Below are 16,139 nucleotides of genomic sequence, written 5' to 3' on the forward strand. Positions count from 1 at the left end.
GCACCCGGGCCTGCGCGTCTCCGATCCGCTGGCCGTCTTGGCCGAACCGCAGCACGGTCTCGCGGGCGACGCGGGTCACGACCTGATCCGCGCCCCGACGGCCGTGGACCGCGCCTCCAAGCCCCCATCAGCCCACGGATGCGCACGTCTCCGCTGAGAGGGGAAGGCAACTCCGCGTCTCTCCCTTCCCCATCCGAGGCCAGGGAGGGCGCATGAGGGCATCTGCCTGCCGTTCGGATCCGTCCCGCCGCGGCGACGCTACGGCCGAGCGTACCGCCACGCTGAGGGGTTCGCTCCGATGGGACCGGCGGGTCCCGATCCAAATCCGGCGCGACGAACCTGCACGCGCCCCCGAGCGACCGGACGCCCAGGCAGACCGCATGAACCGCCCGCGCCCCGATCGTCGACGCAGACGCGAAAAGTCAGCGTCGAGACTCTGATGGAGCCTGCGTCGTCAATCGTCCGAGATGAGGGATGAGAATGGTGCTGCGAGAGAGGATTGAACTCTCGACCTCTTCATTACCAATGAAGTGCTCTACCACTGAGCTACCGCAGCCGGTGGCCGGGGCGCCCCGCGGGGCGTGTCCGTCCGGTCGAGTGGGGCCATAACGGATCGCCGCCGCGTTGGCAACGCCGCATCCGGAGGTTTTACCAGCGGCAGGCGGCGCGGATGAGGGCGGCCAGCCCCGGCTCGGAGACGGCCTCGGCGGCCTCCGCGGGTGAGAACCAGCGCAGATCCCGCTGATTTTCCTCGGGGAAGTGCTTGAGCTGCTTGCGGACCTTGAGCGGAAAGACCTTCACCTGACACTGGACCGCGTCGAGGTTCTTCAGGCGCTTCTGATAGAGATAGTGCCCGATCGGACGCTTGCCGATCGCCCCGCGCAGCCCCGCCTCCTCGTAGGCCTCGCGGGCCGCCGCCTGGAACGGCTTGCGCCCCTTCATCGGCCAGCCCTTCGGGATGACCCAGCGCCGGCTCTCCCGGGACGTCACCAGCAGGACCTTCGGCTTCCCGTCCCGCCCGAACCGGAAGGGAAGGGCGCCGACCTGCCGCCGCGGCTCGCCGTCCTCATCGAGACTCATCACGGTCATACCCCGCGGTGCTGGACGGGATTCAGATTCGACCGCGCCGGCGGCGTGTCCGAAGCAGGCATCAGAGGGCGGATGAGCGGGCCTCCGGGTGTGGCAGCGGCGCGCCACACAGAATGACGGTCTCGATGCTCGTGTACAGACGCTTGCGCGCCAGACACTAGGACTGCAAGCCCCGATACAAGACTTGTGCCTCCCATCAAGAACGAATTCGAAGCCGTTTCTGGCGCGAAGATCAGCCGGTCTTGAGCGCCGCACGCTCGGCGGCCTTGGAGGGCGGCAGCGCGGCCGCCGTCATCCCCGCCGAGACCGGGTCCGGACCGGTGGCCTTGGCCCCCGTTCCGGGCGCCGGGGCGATGCCCTTCGGCAGCACGACCGGGTCCGACCCGGTCGCGCTCGGCCGCGACGGGGCCGGGCCGGCGCCGTTCGGTGTGGCGGGGACGAGGACGGGCGCGGCCGCGTCGTTCCGTTCGGCCTCCGGCTCGACCGCGGCCGGCGAGGCCAGCGTGTTCGGCGGCTCCCGCCACGCGAAGGCGTCGAGCCGGCCGCTCACCGGCGAGACCGGCGCCCAGGTCTCGGACGCGATGCCGTCGGCGATCCAGATGCGGTCGCGCGGGGCGCGGGCGGCGCGGGCCAGCCATTCGCGGGCCTGGCCCGAGGTGGTCCCGTGCTCGGCCTCCTCGATCGCGGCCATCATCAGGCAGGCGCGCGCCGTCGGCCGGTCGGCCAGGAGCGGCTTCACGGCCTCCCGGGCACGCTTGTAATCGCGTGCGTCGAGGGCGGCTTGGCCCAGGGCGAGCCGCGACTCGGGATCCCAGACCGACAGCTTCGCCAGGACCTCGGCCCGGGCGAGGCGGTCACGCACCGAGTCGCCGGTCCGCAGGCCGAGATAGACCTTGGCGAGGTCGGGATGTGGGTTCGCCTTCCAGGCCGTCTCGACGATGCGGGCGGCCTTCCGGAAGTCGCCGCGGCGGGCGAGCAGCCGCCCGGCGATGCAGGCGGCCGGGACGAGATCCGGTGCCAGCTTCACGGCCTGCAGGGCGCGCTCGGTGGCGAGGTCCGGCTCGCCGGCCTCGCGCTCGCCCGCGATCGCCGTCAGCAGCACGGCCCGCTGGCGCCGGGCGGTCGCCTTGTCGATCAGCCCGAGCGAGGAGCGCCGCTCGATGGTCTCCAGGGCGGCCCCCCAGTCGCCATCGGCGCTCTGGGCCTCCAGCAGGGCCTCGTTGGCCCAGGTGACGCTTGGGGCAAGGCGCGCGGCCTCGGCGGCGTAGGCGCGGGCGGCGGTCTCGTCCTCCCGGCGGCGGGCCTCCACGAACAGGCCGCGCAGGCCGAGCACCCGGGTCTCGGGATCGTCGACCATGCGCTGGAAGGCGCTCTCGGCCGCGTCCCGGTCGCCCGAGATCTGCGCCGCCTGCGCCTTGAGCAGGAGGGTCAGCGGCTCGGTGCCCAGCAGCCGCTCGGCATCGCCGGCATAGCGTCGGGCGGCCATCGGATCGCCCGAGCCCACCGCCACCATGCCGCGGGACAGGGCCGAGAGGCCCTTGGTCCGGCGCCGCTCGGCGGAGCCGCGGACCAGGGCCTCGGGCAGGCCGATCACGCCGCGCACGATCGCCCAGAGCACACCCAGTACGATGGCCGCGGCGATCACGCCGACGAGGGCCACCGCCAGGCTGGTGCCGATCTGGTAGCCGTTCCACACGACGGTGACGGTGCCGGGCCTGTCGGCGATCCAGACCGCCCCGAAGGCGGCGAGTGCGAGCAGGGCCAGGAAGGCGAGGGCGCGCCACATGGGGTCAGAGTCTCCTGTCGACGGCCGCGCGGCGACGGTCGCTGGGTGCGGGAGGGGCAGGGCGCCTGCACGCCCGCCCGGAGGAGTTGCGGCCGCGCAGCGCGCGGCTCGAAGCCGTCACAATCCTAGCGGCTGGTTGCGGAAGCCGGCGTGCCGGACTCCGCACCGGTCGGCAGGGCCTGGAAGGCGTTTCCGATGAGCGTCCGCGCGGCCTGTTCGGCCTCGGCCCGCGCCTTGAGCTTGGCGCCGAAATCGCCGGCCTCGTCCCGCGCGTCCGCCGGCAGCGCCGCGAAGGCCGCTTCCGCCGCCGGCAGGTCGCCCCGATCGAGCGCCGCCTGGACCTTGGTCTCCGGCTGGGTGGCGCTCTCCGGAGCCGGGGTATCGACCTTCCGCACCTGCACGAGGCCGTCGGCCATGCTGAGGAGCTTGGCGCGGAAATCGCCCGTCTCGGCGGCAGCCTTGGTCTGCTGCGCCCGCCGCTTGGCGGCGATGCGCTCGGCGATCGGCCGGAATTCGTCGGCGAGCTGGCCCGCCGTGGGCGCGCCGGTCTGGGCGAAGGGGGCCAGCGCCTTGGCCTGCGCCTCCGTCGAAGGATCGAGCTTGCGCAGGCTCGCCAGCGGCTCCGCATAGGCCGATCCGGATTCGAGCGCCGAGGCCAAACGGTCGGCGACGACCACCCGGAGAGCCGCCCGGACGGTGCCGGCATCGGCACGCTGCGCCACGCTCTTGTCCAGGGCGGCGATCCGGTCGGCCTGCTCCTGAAGCCGCCGGTCGACCGCCTTCACGGCCTCCGCGGCCTGGGCCTGCCCGGCCTCGGCGGCGGTGCGGCTCGCCTGCGTGGCCGCCTGGACCGCCTCGGTGGCGGCCTTCACCCGGCCTTCGAGGGTCTGCTGGAGCGTGTCGAGACGCTGGCCGAGGGCGGCATCGGCATCGGCATTCGCCTTGGTCTTCTGCTCCACCTCGCTCTGCAGGGCGGCGAGTTTCTTGGCGGCGTCTGCGTCGGCCCCGTTCGCCTCCAGGGCCTTCAGACGGGCCTCCAAATCGGCAAGCTGGGTGCCGTTGTCCTGGACGGCGTTGAGCTTGGAATCGGCCGGCTGGTCGCGGCCGGGCTCCTCCTGAAGCGCGGCCACGCGCTGATCGAGGCTATCGAGGCGCGCCGCCAGATCGGCCGGCACCGCCGGCGCCTGACCGGAGGCGGAGCCGTCCGGCGCCGGCGCGCTTCCCACCTTGTCGAGGGCCTGCTTGGCGGTTGATTCGGCCGTGCCGATCCGCTTGTCGAGGGCCGCCAGCGCGTCCCGGGGCGCGAGGCCATCGAGGCGACCGCTCAGGGCGGCGATCTGTCCGGAGAGCTTCTGGTCCAGGGCGTTCAGGCGCGGATCGGGTCCGATCCCGGCCGTCTCGGCCCCGAACAGGAGCCCCGCGCCGATCACGCCGCCGAGCAGGCCCGCGGCCGCCAGGGAGCCGAACCCGGCCCGCGCCCGGGACGCCGGCGCAGCACCCGTCGTGCCGGCGGCGACGCCCGGAATCGGCCCCTTCACAGAATCCTTCGGCGGCTCCTTGCCGCCTGCCTTCGCCTCCTGGCTCGGCTCCCTGCCCGCGCTCGGCGGATCGGGGATGCGCTTGGCCTTCATGTCGAGGATCGGCCCGGCCGTGACCGTGCCGCTACTGACCGCGCCCGCGGCGCCCGTGGGGGATCCGCCCGGACGGGGGCCGGCCTGCGGCCCGGAACCCGCCTGGCCGGGCTTCGGCGGCTCGGCCCGCGCGGCCTCCGGCTTGCCGGCCGCGGCGCCCGTCGCCGAGGCGGTCGAGGCCGTGGACGCGGCGGATGCGGCGGCCATCTTCGCGGCGTCGGCCGCCGGGGTGGGTCCCGGCTTCGGCGGATCCGACTTGGGGGCCTCGGACTTGGCAGCCTCGGACTTGGCAGCCTCGGACTTGGCGACCTCGGACTTGGCGGCCTCGGACTTGGCGGCCTCGGACTTGGCGGACGCGTCCTTGGGCGGGATCGTCCCGACGGCTTCGGTCTTCAGGGCATCGGCTTTGGCGGCATTCGGCTGCCCGGACGGACCGGAAGAGGGCTTCGCATCGGTCGTGCCGGGCTTGGCGGCGACGACCGGCTCGGTCGCCGGCCGGGGCGTCGCACCGGCGGGATTGGGTTGCCCGGGCTTGGCGGACGCGGAATCCGGCTTGCGACCGCCGGATCCGGGCTTGTCGGCGTCGCTGGGTGGTGGCGTCACAGGCAAGTCCTCCAACTCTTCGGCGCAGCCGCGCCCCCCTAGCACCGCCCCGGCCCCGGGCGCGAGGGCGAGATACGGCGGCCCAGCCTCCCTGTCACCGCACGCCGGGCCGGGCGACGGCGCAAGGGCGTCCAGCAGCTCCACGTCCCGCGGACGCGCCGCGACGAAATGGACCGGAACACCCGCCGCTTCCAGGGGTGCGGCGACATCCGCCGACAGGCAGTAATGTTTCAGGCGGCGGAAAGCTCCGCCGTGGCCCGCCTCTTCCGCGCGGGCGAGGGCGGTCGCGGCGCTGCGCCGGGAGTAATGCAGGACGGCGTCGAGGTTTCCGCCGGCGAGCGCGCGGCCGACCGAATCGGGCAGGATCGGAAGGGCCTCCGCCGCGTAGGCCACGAAGGTCGCGACCCGGAACCCGCCCCCTGCGAGCGCCGCGGCGGGCTCGGGCTTGCGCTCAGCCCCGGCCGCGTGGACGAGGCGCGCGCCGGGCGGCAGCATCCGGCGCACCAGGGCGGCGAGGCCGGCAGCGTCGCCCGGCCCCTCGTGCACCGGCCCGAGCCCGGCCTCCCTCGCCAGCGCGGCCGTGCGGGCACCGACGGCGAAGACCGGCAGTCCATGCAGGGCCGCTATGCCGCGCAGGGCCGGCACCGCGTTGGCGCTGGTGAGCAGCAGCGCGTCGAACGGGCCATCGGGCGGCGGCTCGCCGGTCGGTCGCACCGCGAGGACCGGGGCGACCAGCGGCGCGTGGCCGCGCGCCGCCAAAGCCGCGCCGGTCCGCGTCGCGCCGGGCTCCGGCCGCGCCACCCAGACGCGCAACCCTCAGCCTTCCAGGGTCAGGCGGACGCCGTGGCGGGCCTCGGCCCCCGGCCGGAGCAGGCGCTGCGAATCCCGCTCGGTCAGGTCGCCCGAGAAGTCGGCCCAGTCGGCGTAGCCGGTCCAGCATTCGAGCGAGAGGAACGGCGCCGTGGGCTTGGTCCAGACGGCGAGATGCGGGAAATCCGCCATCTCCATGCGGATCGCCCTATCGGGCCCGGTGAAGCGCATCCAACGGCTGCGCGCATTCCGGAACACGAAGGCCTCGGTGAAGATCGCCGGATCGAGGGGCAGGGTGTCGCCCGCGAGCGGGATCGGCTGCTCGTCGCGCAGCAGCAGGCCGCCGGGGCCGACCTGGGGAGCGAAGGGCCGCTCGGGATGCTCGAAGACGACCGCGTAGCCGCCATCCTTCGCCCGCGTCCCGCCCGCGAAGGGCCAGGGGAAGGCCGGGTGGAACCCCAGCGCGTAGGGCAGGGGCGTGTCGCCGGAATTGGTGACGGTGACGTCGAAGTCGAGGCCCGCCGGCCGCACCCGGGCGGTGACGTCGAGCCGGAAGGCGAAGGGGTAATGCGTCCGGGTCTCCGGCCCGTCGGTCAGGCGCAGGGTCACGGCGTCGCCGCCCTGCTCCACCACCGTGAAGGGCAGGTCCCGGGCGAAGCCGTGCTGACCCATCGGGTAGCTCTCGGACCCGACCTTGACCCGCCCGCCCGCCGAGGCGCCGACCACCGGGAAGAGCCAGGGTGCATGGCGGTTCCAATGGGCCGGATCGCCGCCCCAGAGATATTCGGTCCCACCGACCCGCCAGGAGACCGGCTCGGCGCCGTGCGTGGCGAGCGTAGCCCTGGTGCCGTCTGCGGCAGTCAGCTCGATGCGCGTGCTCACGGTGGTCTCCCGGTCAGGCTTCGGAGAGCCGAGGTAACGGAGGCCGGCCGGGACGCAAGGGGTCTCTGTCGAGGATGCGCCGCTGCAAAAGACTTGATCATGCAGGGCTTCGCCGAGATCCTCGGCCGAGCCGGGGCGCGAGTCGCGCCGGTCAGGGATCTCGTGTCTTCGCGTCATGACCCAGAAGCACACGCGCCGACGGGTCATCTGGAATAGGAGCGGACAGCCCGTCCCCTATGTGAGCGAAAAGCTCGGGCTCCAAGAGGAGGATGTCAGTGCGGCAATCCACGCGATCAAAGCGGCGGCCCGGCTCCGGGGAGCGGACAGCATCATCATATACGACAACGGTGACATAACCGATTCACGCGGCGAAGAGATCGGCAACATCTATGACGAGGACTGATTCATCGCCGGCCCTGAAGGCCTTCGCGACTCTCCGGTTCGAGGGCGACAGCCTTGATGTGTCTACCCTGTCGGAGATGCTGGGCGTCACGCCGACGCTCGCCTACCGAAAGGGCGAGCCGTACAGACTTGGCAAGCGGGGCGCGGAGAAGATTGGGGAGACCGGGTACTGGCTCCTCAATACGAAGGATCGCCTCGGCACGCCCGAGCTCAGCGACCACATTGCTTTCATCGTGGATATCCTGGCGGGCGCGGACAAGGATCAGACCTTCGATCGCCTGAAGTCCGCCGTTGGAGCGGCCAGCCTGTCCACGCTGGTCACGCTGTTCTGGTTCGGCCAAGCCGGTGCGCAGCCGCCGACGATCGATCCGCGCTTGGAAGGCTTGGTCCGCAGGCTGCGGGGCGCGATCGAGACCGATTTCGTAACCAAGGGGCGCGATCCGGAACGGATCGACGGTCGGGCCGCCTGAGCACACCGAACGGTACCAAGGGCCTCGTCACGCCGCCGTGCCCAACCCCGGCAGCACCGCCTCGGGCGGCCCGGATGCGACGAGGCGCCCCGCCTCCAGCACGTGGACCGCGTCCGCCCCCTCCAGGGTCGAAAGGCGGTGGGCGATCAGGATCAGCGTCCGCCGGCCCGAGAGCGCCCGCAGCGCCCGCATCACCGCGCCCTGCGTCTCCTCGTCGAGGGCCGAGGTCGCCTCGTCGAACACGATCACGTCGGGGTCGTGATAGAGCGCCCGGGCGATCCCGAGGCGCTGGCGCTGGCCGCCCGAGAGCCGCGCCCCGCGCTCGCCGACCCGCGCGTCGTAGCCCTGCGGCAGGGCCGCGATGAAGTCGTGCGCGCCCGCAAGCCGGGCCGCCCGCTCGACGGCCGCCCGGTCCGGCACGTCGAGGCCGAGCGCGATGTTCTCCGCCACCGTGCCGTCCACCAGAAAAACGTCCTGCGGAACGTAGCCGATGCGGTTCTGCCAAGCCGGGAGGGTGTCTGGGTCGAGGGGGCGGCCGTCCACCGTGATCCGCCCCGCGCCGGGGCTCAGCACCCCGAGGATCAGGCCGGCGAGCGTCGACTTGCCCGAGCCGGTCCGCCCGGCGAGGCCGATCGTGGTGTTGACCGGGATCGTGAGATCGATCCCCGCCAGCGCCGGCCGGCCAGAGCCGTAATCGAAGCCGATCCCGTCCAGACGGATCGCCTCCGCGAAGGGCAGGCGCTCGGCCGTGCGGGGCAGGGGGGCGCGCTCGTCGGCGAGTTCGTCGACGATCACCCGCACCGCCGGCAGGGTGAAGCGCATCAGCGCCACCGAGGTGAAGATGTTCTGGAAGGCCGGCAGCATCCGGTAGCCCGCGAAGGCGAACAGCCCCAGCAGCGGCAGGATCCCAGCGACGTCGAGCCCCTGCGCCAGGGCGAACAGCACCACCACGATCACGCCGCCGAAGGCCAAAGCCTCGATGACGAAGCGCGGCATCTGGCCGGTCAGCAGGCTCGCCGCGGTGGCGACCGCATAAGCGCGGGCCGGGGCGTCGAACCGGGCCGCGAAGGTTTCCGCCCGGCCGTAGAGCTTCAGCTCGGTGAGGGCGCCGAAGGTTTCCTGCACGATCCGGAAGCGGGCCTCGTTGTCGGCCACCGTGCGCGCGCCGAGCCGGGCGAGGCGGGCCCGCATCACGAGGTAGATCCCGACATAGAGCCCGCCGAAGCCGCCGCCGAGGATCAGCGCGAGCTGCGGCGCGTAGGCCAGCAGGAAGGCGATCACCGCGAGCGCCGAACTCGCCCGCGAGGCCAGAACGGTGGCGGGCGTCAGGGCGCCGACCACCAGCCGGTCGGTCTCGGACAGCACGTTCTTGGCGAGTTCGGCGCTGTTGGCCTGCGTGAAGAACAGGCGCTCCCGGTCGAGGTAGCGGAACAGCAGGCGCCGGCTGAAGCCGTAACCGGCCAGATGCGTGAACCGGAGTTGCGCGTAGGTCAGCCCGGCATTGACCAGGGCGGTCACCAGGATCGCCGTCAGCGCCGCGCCGCCGGTGACCAGCAGGAAGCTGCGCTCGTCGGTCAGGCCGAGGAAGGCCCGCGCCTGCGCCAGATAGGGGATGCGGGTCGCCGCCGCCGGATCGCCAACCAGCGTCAGGAACGGGATCACCGCGGCGACGCCCACCACCTCCAGCAGCGCCGCCACGGCGAGACCCAGAGCGATCAGGGCCAGCCGCCGCCGGTCGGGCGCCCGCATGGCGCGGACGAGGTCGATCAGCGCGCGCATGGCGTCGGGGGCTTTGGTCGGGCGTCTCGCATGGCCGGGCCGGGCTTAAGGGCGCCGATCCGGCCTGTCCACGGCGGCCTCAGTCCAGCTTCTTGAGCGTGCCGAGATCCACGTCGCCGTTCTGGCTGGAGAAGGTCAGCGACTTCGAGGACCCGTCCGCCTGCGACACACCACCGATCCGGTGGTCGCCGCTGTCGTAGGTCGAGATCTGCCCGTCGCGCTCGATCAGCAGACGGTGCTTGTCGGGGAAGACGGCGTATTTCATCCCGTTCTGCGCGCCGCTGGTCGCGGGATCGCCGAGATCCTTCGGCCACCAGGGCTCCATGCCCTTCATCGGCTCCATGGGCTTCATGGGTTCCATCCCCTTCATGGGCTTCATCGGTTTCATCGGCTCCACGACGCGCATCTCCTGCCGGTTGAGAGACAGGAGGACGCGGCAGGGCGGGAAGGGTTGCATGCCCTCCCGCTTGAGGCAGGCTCACACCGGCGGCCGTGGCGGCACCGGCTGCTCCCGGACCTGCCCGTCGAAGCCGACATGGAGCTGGTGCTCGCGCCCGTCCCGATCCTTGGCGGCGACCTCCAGGTGGCGCGGACCGCGGCCGGTGACGCGCACGTCGCTGTAGCCGGCCGCCTGCACGGCGGCCGTCAGGGCGGGGAGGTCGGGCTTCGGTCCGAGGCCGATCCGGTCCTTCGCCCAGTCCAGGCTGCCCATGGGCGGGCCGCCGGCCGGACCGAGCAGGATCGTGCGTCCATCCCCGTGGGTCAGCACGCTGGCGTGCAGGAAGCCGGTCTCGAACCGGCCCTGCACCGTGACCGCCTCGCCCTTGGCGACGAGCGTGCCGTCCTCGCCCTCGCGCCCGGTCTCGACCAGCGCGCGGCCGGTCGGGTCCTGGACCACGAACTTGTTGCCGAAAATCTCGGCGACGGTGCCGCGGATCGCGGTCGCCCCCGATGGGGCCAGGGCCTGGATCGCCACCGGCTCGACCGGCGTCGGCTGGAAGCTCGTCCCCTGCGCCAGGGACAGACCGAGCGCGCCCATCGCCAAGGGAGCCGCCAGCGCACCCACCACCCAGGTCCGCCGGGAGATCACCCGGTGCGTCGGCTTGGCGGGGCCGGGGATTTCCCGCGCGGTGCCGTCGATCGTCTTGTCGTCGGTCATGATGTCGTCCTTCAAAAGGTCCGGATCCGTCCGATCCGATGCCCCTTCGTAAGGAGCCTTCGGCAATCCGGACTGAACCGCCCGGTTCAGCCCCGGTTAAAGCCGCCCGCTTAGGGCGATCTGGCGCCGAAGCCTTCGCGGCCGCAGGCACTTGGCCGCGACCGTTGAAGCAGGGCCACGACCGTGTCCGGACCGGCGGGCAACGCGAGGAGCCGGCCCTAAATGCCTGCCCCGGCGCGGTTTCGGGCGGGGAGGATGGACAGGTGAAGATCCTGCTGGTGGAGGACGACGCGGCGCTCGCCGCCGAGGTGGCCAAGGTCCTGCGCGCCGAAAACTTCGTGCTCGACCACGCCGCCACCGGCGAGGACGCCCAGCATCTTGGCGAGACCGAGGGCTACGACGCCGTCGTGCTCGATCTCGGCCTGCCGAAGGGCGACGGCGTCTCGGTCCTGCGGGCGTGGCGTGGCGCCGGGCGGACCCTGCCGGTGCTGGTGCTGACCGCCCGGGACGGCTGGAGCGATAAGGTCGCGGCCTTCAAGGCAGGCGCCGACGATTACCTCGTCAAGCCGGTGAGGGTGGAGGAGCTGGTGATCCGCCTGCGCGCCCTGGTGCGCCGCTCGCAGGGCGGGGGCGCCAGCCGGATCACCTGCGGTCCGCTGAGCTTCGACCCCGGCCTCGGCGCCTTCGAGCAGGACGGCCTCCCGCTCAAGCTCACCGGCCTCGAATGGCGGGTTCTGTCCTGCCTGATGCTGAACCGGGAGACCGTGGTGCCGCGCCTGCACCTGATCGAGCGGGTCTACGAGGGCGACGCCGACGTCGATTCGAACTCCGTCGAGGTGATCATCACCCGCCTGCGCCGGAAGATTGCGCCGGCGCGGATCGAGAGCGTGCGCGGCCACGGCTACCGCCTGCACGCGGAGCCGGCCTGATGGGGCAGCGCACCCCGCGCCGCTCGCTGCGCACCCGCCTGCTCGCCGCCGCCCTCGTGCTGGTCCTGGCCGCCCTAGTGGTGGCGGGCCTCGCCATCGGGGTGATCCTGCACCGGTTCGTGCGCGGGCAGCTCGACGGGCGGCTCGACGCACAGGTCGTCGCCCTCCGGGCCGGGCTCGAGGCGGGGATCCTGCCGGAAAACCTCGACGCGCCGCCCTACGACAGACCCGGCCCCGGCTGGGCCTGGATCGTGCGCCGTGGGTCCGGGACGATCCGCTCGGGCTCCCTGCGCGGCGGCGACATCCAGCTCACCGATCCCGGGCCGGCGGACGATCCCGGCCACCCGCATCCGGCCTGGGGCACCGGCCCCCGGGGCCAGCCGCTCTACGCCCGCGTGCTCACCCTGCCGGGGCCGTCCCCCGCCACGATCGTGGTGGCGGCCCCGGAGGGCGAGCTCTACGGACCGCTGCGCGAGGCCCTGACGAGCCTCGCTTTGGCGCTCGGGATCCTGGGCCTGTGCCTGCTGGCCGGGCTGGCCTTTCAGGTGCGGCTCGGCCTCGCGCCGCTGCGGCGCCTGCGGGCCGATCTCGCCGCGGTCCGGGCCGGGACGCGGGAGCGGGTTCCGGCCGAGCAGCCCGCCGAGATCGCGCCGGTGGTGGCCGAACTGAACGCGCTCCTCGATCAGAACGCCCGGAACCTGGAGCGGGCCCGCGGCCACGTCGCCAACCTCGCCCACGCCCTGAAGACGCCGCTCGCCACCCTGTCGATGGCGCTCGCAGCCCCCACCCGCGACCCGGACGGAGACCTCCGCCGGCAGGTGGAGGATATGGACCGCCGGGTCCGCCACCACCTGCGCCGGGCTCGGGCAGCGGCGCTCGAAGGCTCGGCCCGCACCCGCACGCCCCTGGCGCCGCGGCTCGCGGACCTGCGTGAGGCCCTCGCGCGGCTCTACGCCGAGACGGGCGTGGCGATCGAACTGGCCGTGTCGGACGGCCTCGTGGTGTCGTGCGAGGGCCAGGACCTCGACGAGATGCTCGGCAACCTCGTGGACAATGCCTGCCGCTGGTGCCGGGGGCGGGTCCGGGTCTCGGCGGCGGCCGAGGACGGGTCGGTGCGGGTGCGGGTCGAGGATGACGGGCCGGGCCTCGACCCGGAAGCCGCGGCCGCCGTCATGGCGCGGGGGCGGCGCCTCGACGAGGGCGTGCCGGGGCACGGATTCGGCCTGCCGATCACGCTGGAACTCGCTGAACTCTACGGCGGGGGTTTGAGCCTGGACCGCTCGGATCTCGGCGGCCTGCGCTCGGAGCTGAGGCTTCCGGCCTGATCGTCCGGGCTCCGCCCCGACACCCCGCCAAAGGGCTGAGGCCCAGCCCTTTTAAGGTGTTTGCGGAAGCAACGAGACAGGGGCCAAGCGCACTCTCCTCCCCCTTGTGGGGAGGAGTTGGAGGTGGGGGTGGTGCAGACGGCACCGCTGCGCCTCATCCTGCACCACCCCCACCCCTGCCCCCTCCCCACAAGGGGGAGGGGAAAAGGCGGTGCTCTTTCAGGACGTTAGAGCCACGACTTGCGATTTTCGCAGCTAGCCCAAACACCTTAAAAGGGCTGGGCTGAGCCCTTTGGAAACCCGCTCCTAACTCAGCGCCTCCCGCAGGATCGGGCGGATGCGCGGGTCGATGCAATGGGCGACGTTGAAGCGCATGTAGCCGTTCCAGGACTCCGACAGGCTGAACGAGGTGCCCGGCGCCAGCACCATGCCGCGGGCCAGCGCCCGGCGGGCGACCTCGGCGCCGTCGCGCCCGTCCGGCAGGCGCATCCACAGGAAGAACCCGCCCCGGGGCTGCGCCCACGGCTCCAGGCCGCAGGCGCGCAACTCCGCGGAGGCCTGCACCATCGCGGAGGCGAGCCGGCGGCGGGTCTCGGCGAGATGGCGCCGGTAGGCCCCCTCGGTGATCAGCGCGTGCACAAGGGCCGCGGTGACGTGGCCGTTGCCGAGGCTCAGCGCCAGCTTGAGATCGACCAGCGGCTCGATCCAGTCCGCCCGAAGCGCGATCCAGCCGCAGCGCGCGGCGGCCGAGAGCGTCTTGGAGAAGCTGCCGATCTGGATCACCCGCTCCAGCCCGTCGAAGCCCGCGAGACGCGGCGCCGCGTCGGGCTCGAGATCGCCAAAGATCTCGTCCTCGACGATCAGCGTGTCGTGCGCCTCGCACAGCTTCAGGAGCCGGTGCGCCACGGTCGGCGCGAGGCTCGCCCCGGTGGGGTTCTGGAGGGCGGCATTGGTCAGGTAGAAGCGCGGCCGGTGCTGCTCCAGCAGGCTCGCGAGCGCCCGCAGGTCCGGCCCCTCCGGGGTGATCGGCACGCCGACCACCGTGACCCGCTGGGCGCGCAGCAGCGCCAGGAAGTTGAAGTAGCAGGGATCGTCCACCAGCACGGTATCGCCGGGCTGGAGCAGGAAGCGGCAGACGAGGTCGAGCGCCTGGGTGGCCGATTCGACCAGCACGATCTGATCGGGCTCGGCGCCGACTCCCTTCTCGCCGATCTTGCGGGCGATCTGGCGGCGCAGGGGTTCGTAGCCGAGCGGCCGGTCGTAATTGGTCATCTCGGCGAGGTCGGCCCGGGCGACCCGGCGCAGGCCCCGCCGGATCGCCTCATGGGGCATCCACGAATCGGGCAGCCAGCCGGCCCCGGGCTTGAGCTGGTCGGAGCCTGCCTGCTGCGCCTGCCGGGTGATCCAGAGCGGGTCGACGATCCGGTCGAGCTGCGGCCCCATTGCCTGGAGCGAGAGCGGCCGCGTCTTGCCGGCCACGTAGAAGCCGGAGCCCGGCCGGGCCACGACCGCCCCCTCGGCAGCCAGCCGCTCATAGGCCTCGACGACGGTGGATTTCGACACGCCCATCGCCTCCGCGAAGGCGCGCACCGACGGGATCCGGACGCCGGGCACGAGCTGCCGGGCCGCGATCCGCCCGCGGATCTCCCCGACCACGGCCTCGACGCGCGTCCCGGGGCTTCTGACTGCGACCGACATCCGTACTGCTCGACCGACCGGACAATTTGTCCGAACCGTACCGAAGTGTTCCTGTCGCCGCCAGCCCTGCCAAGCCAGGATCGCCCCGTCCCAGAGAGAAGGAGGGGATCATGGACCAGTGCCTTTCGCAGACCGCCGGCGCCCGGCCTCAATGGATCGTCCGTGCGGCGCAGGCGATCGTCGAGGCGGCCGCGGAGATCCGGACCGGGCTGTCACGTGCGGCGATGAATCGGCGCGTGCTGCATCGGCTTTCGACGCTGTCGGAGCGCGAGTTGAAGGATATCGGGCTCTCGCGTCAGGACGTGGCGGATGCCTGCGGGCCGGGCGTCTCCGATGCCGTCGGCCTGTTGAACGGCCGCCGCGAGGAGCGCCGCAGCGCGCGGGGGTCGACATGGCGTTGGTGAGCGGGCCGGCGCCGCCCTGCGGTTGCCCGGACGAGGCGCAGGCCGCACGGGCTGCGCTGCTGGAGCGGCCGTCACTTCCGCACAAGCCAGGAGCCGCCTCACCCTCGCCGCAGAGGCACAGGGCGCACAGATTTGCCGGCCCCAGCAGCGATACACGAAGCGCTTGGTTGGCCGCCTTCCTGCGATCCGGCGGCAGCGCCTTCAGCCCACGGGCATAACCCGGCTCCCCCGTGATCCGGATGCTCACGCAGCAAGGTCGTCGAGGTACTGTCTCAGCGCCCCGGGATCATCGCATGCCGGGGCGCCTCGATCCCCGCTTGAGGCTGCAGCGCGAAGGACGCGCAGGACGAGGGCACAACCGAGCAGGCGCTCGACAATCCCCTTGTCGGTTGCGATCAGCGTATCACCGATGGTTCGGCAGACGGCTCCCAGCGATGGATCCATCTTGAAGAGCGCCGTCACGTCGCGCCGGATCCGCTTGGCGAGGCGTGCGCTCAGCAAAGCCCGGATATCCCCCTGGGCCTCGTAGTCCTCGATCAAGCGGTCGAGGATCGCCAAGGTCTCCGCGCTTTCCGGTGCGGCACGCCGGATCGCCTGGATCTGTGCCTTGAAGGCATCGACCTGACGCGACCATGCGGCGACCTTCGCGCGCTAATCGTCGATCAGCCTCTGCGAGACACGCTGCGCCGCGCTGCCGAGCGGCGACAACCAAACCCGCTCCTGCACCGTACGGGCGGTAGCGGCGGCGTCAGGGTTTCCAGACTCGGCAGGATCGCGGGATCGACCATGTCCGCGCGGCATGAAGTCCGAGCGGCCCGGGCAAGCTGCCTGGAGCCTGCAGATCGCATTTGGGGAGATGCAGTGAAGTGGCGCGGGCGACGGGGCTCGAACCCGCGACCTCCGGCGTGACAGGCCGGCACTCTAACCAACTGAGCTACGCCCGCACGGCGTGGTCGCCTCGAAGGGGCGTTTCGCCCGGCGACGGGGCGGGGTTTATGGGGCGCTCCCGGCCCTGTCAAGCGCATCCGGCGCGGATTCGCACGGACCCCGACCCGGGGGGCTGCGCGCTTCCGTCGTGTTGCAGGCGCGCCGCGCGATCCCATCTCTGGGGAGCGCTGACAGCGTGCTTTGTGCGTCGCGGCAAGCCATTGTCACGGGCCGGCGGCTCGACT

Annotated in this window: 13 protein-coding genes, 2 tRNA genes and 1 pseudogene; 5 read left to right on the forward strand and 11 right to left on the reverse strand. The window is 72.5% G+C overall.

Going from position 1 to position 16,139, the window contains the following annotated elements:
- Window positions 1-481 precede the first annotated feature (481 nt).
- The 5 genes and pseudogenes from FVE89_RS25700 to FVE89_RS25720 all read right to left on the reverse strand — a co-directional run bounded on the left by FVE89_RS25700 (window position 482) and on the right by FVE89_RS25720 (window position 6,801).
- A tRNA-Thr gene (locus FVE89_RS25700) sits at window positions 482-556 on the reverse strand.
- 92 nt (window positions 557-648) lie between these two features.
- The gene (locus FVE89_RS25705) at window positions 649-1,089 is read right to left on the reverse strand and encodes an NUDIX hydrolase (RefSeq protein WP_161392987.1); all 441 of its coding nucleotides are present in this window, start codon (window positions 1,087-1,089) and stop codon (window positions 649-651) included.
- 232 nt (window positions 1,090-1,321) lie between these two features.
- The gene (locus FVE89_RS25710) at window positions 1,322-2,875 is read right to left on the reverse strand and encodes a heme biosynthesis HemY N-terminal domain-containing protein (RefSeq protein WP_161392988.1); all 1,554 of its coding nucleotides are present in this window, start codon (window positions 2,873-2,875) and stop codon (window positions 1,322-1,324) included.
- Window positions 2,876-5,223: 2,348 nt separating this feature from the next.
- Window positions 5,224-5,922 (reverse strand): annotated as a pseudogene (locus tag FVE89_RS30700) (uroporphyrinogen-III synthase); the annotation flags it as partial.
- Window positions 5,923-5,925: 3 nt separating this feature from the next.
- On the reverse strand, window positions 5,926-6,801 hold the full coding sequence (locus tag FVE89_RS25720; protein WP_161392990.1) for an aldose 1-epimerase family protein: 876 nt from the start codon (window positions 6,799-6,801) through the stop codon (window positions 5,926-5,928).
- 175 nt (window positions 6,802-6,976) lie between these two features.
- On the opposite strand from FVE89_RS25720, the gene FVE89_RS25725 reads away from it, so the two are divergent.
- Together FVE89_RS25725 and FVE89_RS25730 are read left to right on the forward strand one after the other, a co-directional pair.
- Complete coding sequence (locus FVE89_RS25725) at window positions 6,977-7,204, forward strand: hypothetical protein (RefSeq protein WP_161392991.1); 228 nt, start codon at window positions 6,977-6,979, stop codon at window positions 7,202-7,204.
- Window positions 7,191-7,673 carry a DUF4279 domain-containing protein gene (locus FVE89_RS25730; RefSeq protein WP_281409014.1) on the forward strand — a complete coding sequence of 161 codons (483 nt, stop codon included), beginning with the start codon at window positions 7,191-7,193 and terminating at the stop codon, window positions 7,671-7,673. Before FVE89_RS25725 ends, FVE89_RS25730 begins: the two co-directional genes overlap by 14 nt.
- Window positions 7,674-7,700: 27 nt before the next feature.
- Here FVE89_RS25730 and FVE89_RS25735 read toward each other — a convergent pair whose 3' ends face one another.
- The 3 genes from FVE89_RS25735 to FVE89_RS25745 all read right to left on the reverse strand — a co-directional run bounded on the left by FVE89_RS25735 (window position 7,701) and on the right by FVE89_RS25745 (window position 10,611).
- Window positions 7,701-9,452 carry an ABC transporter ATP-binding protein gene (locus FVE89_RS25735; RefSeq protein ID WP_161392993.1) on the reverse strand — a complete coding sequence of 584 codons (1,752 nt, stop codon included), beginning with the start codon at window positions 9,450-9,452 and terminating at the stop codon, window positions 7,701-7,703.
- A 79-nt stretch (window positions 9,453-9,531) separates the two neighbouring features.
- A complete protein-coding gene (locus FVE89_RS25740) occupies window positions 9,532-9,858 on the reverse strand; it encodes a hypothetical protein (protein ID WP_348644738.1) in 327 nt (108 codons plus the stop codon).
- Between the two features lie 72 nt (window positions 9,859-9,930).
- On the reverse strand, window positions 9,931-10,611 hold the full coding sequence (locus FVE89_RS25745) for a DNA-binding protein (protein WP_161392994.1): 681 nt from the start codon (window positions 10,609-10,611) through the stop codon (window positions 9,931-9,933).
- A gap of 263 nt (window positions 10,612-10,874) precedes the next feature.
- On the opposite strand from FVE89_RS25745, the gene FVE89_RS25750 reads away from it, so the two are divergent.
- Window positions 10,875-11,540 (forward strand): response regulator transcription factor, encoded by a 666-nt coding sequence (locus FVE89_RS25750; protein WP_161392995.1) that lies wholly within the window; start codon window positions 10,875-10,877, stop codon window positions 11,538-11,540.
- Entirely contained in the window at window positions 11,540-12,865 is a 1,326-nt protein-coding gene (locus tag FVE89_RS25755) for a HAMP domain-containing sensor histidine kinase (protein WP_161392996.1), read from the forward strand. Before FVE89_RS25750 ends, FVE89_RS25755 begins: the two co-directional genes overlap by 1 nt.
- Window positions 12,866-13,171: 306 nt before the next feature.
- Here FVE89_RS25755 and FVE89_RS25760 read toward each other — a convergent pair whose 3' ends face one another.
- Complete coding sequence (locus tag FVE89_RS25760; protein WP_161392997.1) at window positions 13,172-14,563, reverse strand: PLP-dependent aminotransferase family protein; 1,392 nt, start codon at window positions 14,561-14,563, stop codon at window positions 13,172-13,174.
- Between the two features lie 110 nt (window positions 14,564-14,673).
- Between FVE89_RS25760 and FVE89_RS25765 the strand changes: the two genes are divergently transcribed.
- Window positions 14,674-14,967, forward strand: coding sequence for a DUF1127 domain-containing protein (locus FVE89_RS25765; protein WP_161392998.1), 294 nt, complete (start codon window positions 14,674-14,676; stop codon window positions 14,965-14,967).
- A gap of 243 nt (window positions 14,968-15,210) precedes the next feature.
- On the opposite strand, the gene FVE89_RS25770 is transcribed toward FVE89_RS25765, so the two are convergent.
- Window positions 15,211-15,525 carry a hypothetical protein gene (locus FVE89_RS25770; protein ID WP_161392999.1) on the reverse strand — a complete coding sequence of 105 codons (315 nt, stop codon included), beginning with the start codon at window positions 15,523-15,525 and terminating at the stop codon, window positions 15,211-15,213.
- Between the two features lie 309 nt (window positions 15,526-15,834).
- Window positions 15,835-15,911: transfer RNA gene (locus tag FVE89_RS25775), tRNA-Asp, on the reverse strand.
- Window positions 15,912-16,139 lie beyond the last annotated feature (228 nt).

This window comes from Methylobacterium sp. 2A (assembly GCF_009806555.1).
Taxonomy (GTDB): Bacteria; Pseudomonadota; Alphaproteobacteria; order Rhizobiales; family Beijerinckiaceae; genus Methylobacterium.